Source organism: Corynebacterium pseudodiphtheriticum DSM 44287 (genome assembly GCF_000688415.1).
Classification (GTDB): Bacteria; Actinomycetota; Actinomycetes; order Mycobacteriales; family Mycobacteriaceae; genus Corynebacterium; species Corynebacterium pseudodiphtheriticum.
Genome location: NZ_JIAH01000003.1, coordinates 1 through 3,970, shown reverse-complemented (window position 1 = coordinate 3,970; position 3,970 = coordinate 1). Strand labels below are relative to the sequence as shown.

General features: G+C 52.1%; 2 rRNA genes. Both read right to left on the bottom strand.

Annotated elements, in window-relative coordinates:
* A 23S ribosomal RNA gene (locus O146_RS0100640) occupies nt 1-1,878 on the bottom strand; the annotation flags it as partial.
* Nucleotides 1,879-2,255: 377 nt separating this feature from the next.
* Nucleotides 2,256-3,771: ribosomal RNA gene (locus tag O146_RS0100630) — 16S ribosomal RNA — on the bottom strand.
* Nucleotides 3,772-3,970 lie beyond the last annotated feature (199 nt).

The window sequence follows — 3,970 nt, the reverse complement described above, 5'->3', positions numbered from 1 at the left end:
TCCCGAAGTTACGGGGACATTTTGCCGAGTTCCTTAACCACAGTTCACCCGAACGCCTTAGTATTCTCAACCTGACTACCTGTGTCGGTTTAGGGTACGGGCCGAATATGCACTCGCTAGAGGCTTTTCTCGACAGCATAAGCACACCACATTCACCCAAAAAAGGGCTACGCATCACGCCTCAGCAAACAGTGCCCGGATTTACCAATGGCACCAACCTCAACGCTTACACCAACAATCCAATAAGCGGCGTGGCTGCCCCACTGCGTCACCCCATCACTTGGACCACAGATCAGGCCCCACAAACTCAACCCATCAACACACTCAAAGAGCATAATCAATGAGTCTCACACGTGGTTAGTATCACTGCTTTACCATTGACGCACACACTCGGGTACCAGAATATCAACTGGTTATCCATCGACTACGCCTGTCGGCCTCGCCTTAGGTCCCGACTCACCCTGGGAAGACGAACTTGACCCAGGAACCCTTAGTCATCCGGCGGTAAGGATTCTCACCTTACAATTCGTTACTCATGCCTGCATTCTCACTCGCACACAATCCACACGTGTTCACACTCATGCTTCACCTCATGCACGACGCTCCCCTACCCAACTAAAAATAGTTGCCGCGGCTTCGGCGGTGTACTTGAGCCCCACTACATTGTCGGCGCAGAACCACTCGACCAGTGAGCTATTACGCACTCTTTCAAGGATGGCTGCTTCTAAGCCAACCTCCTGGCTGTCATCGCGATCCCACATCCTTTTCCACTTAGTACACCCTTAGGGGCCTTAGCCGGCGATCTGGGCTGTTTCCCTCTCGACTATGAAGCTTATCCCCCACAGTCTCACTGCCGTAGAACACTTCAATGGCATTCGGAGTTTGTCTGATGTTGCTAAGATGATAGTCCCGCTCAACCAAACAGTAGCTCTACCTCCACCAAGCTAACCTACGACGCTGCACCTAAATGCATTTCGGGGAGAACCAGCTATCACGGAGTTTGATTGGCCTTTCACCCCTACCCACAGCTCATCCCCGCAGTTTTCAACCTACGTGGGTTCGCGCCTCCACAACCTCTTACAGCTGCTTCACACTGGCCATGGGTAGATCACCCCGCTTCGGGTCCAGGACATGCCACTACAACACCCTAATTAGGATTCGCTTTCGCTACGACTACCCCACACGGGTTAACCTCGCGACATGCCGCTGACTCGCAGGCTCATTCTTCAAAAGGCACGCCATCACACAACAAAAGGTGCTCTGACGGATTGTAAGCACATGGTTTCAGGAACTATTTCACTCCCCTCCCGGGGTACTTTTCACCATTCCCTCACGGTACTATCCGCTATCGGTCACACTAAGTATTTAGGCTTACCGGGTGGTCCCGGCAGATTCACGGCAGATTCCACGAGCCCGCCGCTACTCGGGAAACAACAACCAACACGCACATGCCTTCAACTACAGGACTCTCACCTACTCCGGTGGGCCATTCCAAACCACTTCACCTAACACGCACGCATCAGCACAGCCATGGTAGTGACTGAACAATTGCTCCCAACAACCCCACACATGCAACCCCTACCAGGTATCACACACATGCAGTTTAGCCAACATTCGCGTTCGCTCGCCGCTACTAACGAAATCACTATTGTTTCCTTCTCCTACGGGTACTGAGATGTTTCACTTCCCCGCGTAACCCCCATACTGACTATAAATTCACCAGCAGGTGACTGCGAATAACCACAGCCGGGTTTCCCCATTCGGACATCCTCGGATCAACGCTCGATTGACAACTCCCCGAGGCATAACGCAGCCTTCCACGTCCTTCATCGGCTTAGCATGCCAAGGCATCCACCATGTGCCCTTACAACACACAACAAAATAAACACAAAAGAAAAAAATTACAGCACACACAACACAACAAAAGCTGCATCATGCGCACAGATGCTCGCGTCCACTATACAGTTCTCACACACCACACCAACCACAACCACAAGCAAACAAAAAACCGTTCACCCACAGCCATGATGGTCAACGAACAACACACAAGTGCTGCCCGAGACACCCAACAACGTGCCAACACACAAAAAAATGATACCCACTCAACCAAGTGAAAACAGAATGCAAACCCACAAACAAAAAATAATAACGCTGCAACCCACACACCCACCTACAGGTGCATGAACAACAATCACAGCAAAACACTGACCACCCACAACTGTGGAAACAATCAGTGCACAATAAAAACTCCTTAGAAAGGAGGTGATCCAGCCGCACCTTCCGGTACGGCTACCTTGTTACGACTTCGTCCCAATCGCCGATCCCACCTTCGACGGCTCCCTAAACGAGTTTGAGCCACCGGCTTCGGGTGTTACCAACTTTCATGACGTGACGGGCGGTGTGTACAAGGCCCGGGAACGTATTCACCGCAGCATTGCTGATCTGCGATTACTAGCGACTCCGACTTCATGGGGTCGAGTTGCAGACCCCAATCCGAACTAAGACCAGCTTTAAGCGATTAGCTCACCCTCACAGGCTCGCTGCGCATTGTACCGGCCATTGTAGCATGTGTGAAGCCCTGGACATAAGGGGCATGATGACTTGACGTCGTCCCCACCTTCCTCCGAGTTAACCCCGGCAGTCTCTCATGAGTCCCCACCATAACGTGCTGGCAACATAAGACAAGGGTTGCGCTCGTTGCGGGACTTAACCCAACATCTCACGACACGAGCTGACGACAGCCATGCACCACCTGTACACTAGCCACAAGGGAAACTACATCTCTGCAGCGATCCAGTGTATGTCAAGCCCAGGTAAGGTTCTTCGCGTTGCATCGAATTAATCCACATGCTCCGCCGCTTGTGCGGGCCCCCGTCAATTCCTTTGAGTTTTAGCCTTGCGGCCGTACTCCCCAGGCGGGGCGCTTAATGCGTTAGCTACGGCACAGAAACCCCAAAAGGTCCCTACACCTAGCGCCCACCGTTTACGGCATGGACTACCAGGGTATCTAATCCTGTTTGCTACCCATGCTTTCGCTCCTCAGCGTCAGTAACTGCCCAGTAACCTGCCTTCGCCATCGGTGTTCCTCCTGATATCTGCGCATTTCACCGCTACACCAGGAATTCCAGTTACCCCTACAGTACTCAAGTCAGCCCGTATCGCCTGCACGCCCACAGTTAAGCTGTGGAATTTCACAGACGACGTGACAAACCACCTACGAGCTCTTTACGCCCAGTAATTCCGGACAACGCTTGCACCCTACGTATTACCGCGGCTGCTGGCACGTAGTTAGCCGGTGCTTCTTCTCCAGGTACCGTCACAAAACGCTTCGTCCCTGGCGAAAGGAGTTTACAACCCGAAGGCCGTCATCCCCCACGCGGCGTCGCTGCATCAGGCTTGCGCCCATTGTGCAATATTCCCCACTGCTGCCTCCCGTAGGAGTCTGGGCCGTATCTCAGTCCCAATGTGGCCGACCAACCTCTCAGTCCGGCTACCCGTCGCCGCCTTGGTAGGCCATTACCCCACCAACAAGCTGATAGGCCGCGGGCTCATCCTACACCGAAAAAACTTTCCACCACACACACTAAAGCATGGTCCTATCCGGTATTAGACCCAGTTTCCCAGGCTTATCCCAGAGTGCAGGGCAGATCACCCACGTGTTACTCACCCGTTCGCCACTCGAGTACCTCCGAAGAGGCCTTTCCGTTCGACTTGCATGTGTTAAGCACGCCGCCAGCGTTCGTCCTGAGCCAGGATCAAACTCTCCATAAAAAATCAGAAAAAGAGTCTGATAACCTAGTCAAAAAACTACAAAAGAAAAATCAAAGAGCAACACTTACTCAAAACGATTAATCAAATGCAGAAACAAAAAGGATCCACATCCCACTAATCAAGTAAGTATCAAAAATAATAAGTACATTGACACGCTATTGAGTTCTCACACAACACCACCACCCCACTACTCAAGCAC